General features: G+C 32.2%; 2 protein-coding genes. Both read right to left on the bottom strand.

The features are described from left to right. Positions 1–280: 280 nt before the first annotated feature. The gene (locus ACNO7W_RS16330) at positions 281–1195 is read right to left on the bottom strand and encodes an IS3 family transposase (RefSeq protein ID WP_417938922.1); all 915 of its coding nucleotides are present in this window, start codon (positions 1193–1195) and stop codon (positions 281–283) included. Further along, entirely contained in the window at positions 1192–1611 is a 420-nt protein-coding gene (locus ACNO7W_RS16325) for a hypothetical protein (protein ID WP_417938921.1), read from the bottom strand. The genes ACNO7W_RS16330 and ACNO7W_RS16325 overlap by 4 nt, the downstream gene beginning before the upstream one ends. Between the last annotated feature and the right edge of the window lie 43 nt (positions 1612–1654).

Genomic DNA, 1654 nt, shown 5'->3' with positions numbered 1-1654 from the left:
TGTCTCGTCCTGAAAAAAGTTTACACTTTTTGTTATTAATCCTGATATAAATTTACATTAATTCTTAATCCTAAAATGGGTTTATTTTTCATTGTAAATTTTATTAACTTTATATTGTCTATGTGAGGATGGAGACAGGCTCTGCTGAGGAGCAACCTATCAAGTGCCAAAACCATAGAATCACTAAAAAAAGAGAGGCTTGAATTTCGGTTCAAGTCTTTTTTATTTAAACTAACTTCTCTTTTTTAGAGAGGAAAAAACTAAAAAAACCTACGCGCCTTTATAGAATTTCTAAGTCTAGATTTGTTTCTAATTTCTTCTGATAATAATTCTTCCATTTCTTTTCTCCTTTTTCCAATTCGTTGGTATGGACCTTTTCGGGTGTTAAATTTCCAATACTCATATGAGGTCTTTCTTCATTATACAACTTCACAACAGCATCTAATAGTTCTCTAGCTTGTTCAAAATTATCAATTATATAACATTCGAGATATTCTCCTTTAAGAATGCCATTTACTCTTTCTGCTATTGCATTTTCAAGAGGGTCTCCATTCTCAGTCATGCTTATATTTATGTTATATTTCTCTAATAAAGTTACATATTTTCCACTACAATATTGAACTCCTCTATCAGAATGATGTATGAGTTCAATTCCTTTATTAATGCACAATAGAGCCATTCTTAAAGCACTTACACTCTCAATAGCATCTAATGTTTCAGCCAAATTATGACCTACTATTTTATGGCTATATGCATCTGTAATGAATGAAATATAAACAAATCCTATTTCTATTCGCCAATAAGTTATATCGCTTACATATAATTGATTAGGTGCCGTTGGAATAAAATCCCTGATTAAATTAGGATACTTCTTCAACCAATGATGTGATTGTGTTGTGGTGACCTTTCTTTTTCTTTGCCTTATCAACAGTTGATGTTCAGAAAGTAAATCAAATAAAGCATCTCTTCCAATTTTAATTTGATGTTCTAACATGAACCCTTCCAACATGATATACAACTTCCTTGTACCTATTCTTGGATGGTTTTTTCGGATGGTTATCACTTCCTTTAGAACCAATTCTTCTTCTATTTCAACAAATTCTTCTCGATGAAAACTTTGATAATAGGCTTGCCTTGTTATACCAAACAACCAACATAAACGACTTAATCCTACGTTAGGTCTAAGCTCTTTCATTTTGTAGATCGTCTGGTAAAGGACTTTTTTTTGATACTAATTTTCAATTCCTTTTCAGCAACCTCTATCATAGTTTCGAATACAGTAGCACGTAATTCGGAGTTAACCAAGGCTTTTTCTAACTCTTCAATTTTTTGTTTCAACTGAAGATTCTCAGCCCAATATTGCTCTTTAGATTTCGCCATGTCTTGCGTATTAACGTCCTCTAATTTAGAAATATTATTTGACTCTATAAAACCTAACTGTCTCATCCAACGAGTCAACTGACCACGTTCTACTTCCTGACCCGTGTGTTTTTTCCAAATATCCTGTTTGGTTTTTCCACTCACAATATACTCCTCAACTATCTGCCGACGTTCCATATTAGAAATTTCTATCGGCCTTTTAAATCCTAAAATAACTTTACTTGTTCTCATTTAATTGTCGTTTAAATGTGTAAACCTATTTTAGGACAAGACA

The sequence above is a fragment of the Flavobacterium sp. ZB4R12 genome (genome assembly GCF_048276375.1).
In the GTDB taxonomy this organism is placed as follows: domain Bacteria; phylum Bacteroidota; class Bacteroidia; order Flavobacteriales; family Flavobacteriaceae; genus Flavobacterium; species Flavobacterium gawalongense.
The sequence above is the reverse complement of the archived record's forward strand: the minus strand, read 5'-3'. Positions and strand labels throughout refer to the sequence as shown.

What these genes read in the sequence shown, in the direction of transcription:
- ACNO7W_RS16325 (WP_417938921.1), bottom strand. Translation starts at nt 1,611, where the DNA reads ATGAGAACAAGTAAAGTTATTTTAGGATTTAAAAGGCCGATAGAAATT.
- ACNO7W_RS16330 (WP_417938922.1), bottom strand. Translation starts at nt 1,195, where the DNA reads ATGAAAGAGCTTAGACCTAACGTAGGATTAAGTCGTTTATGTTGGTTG.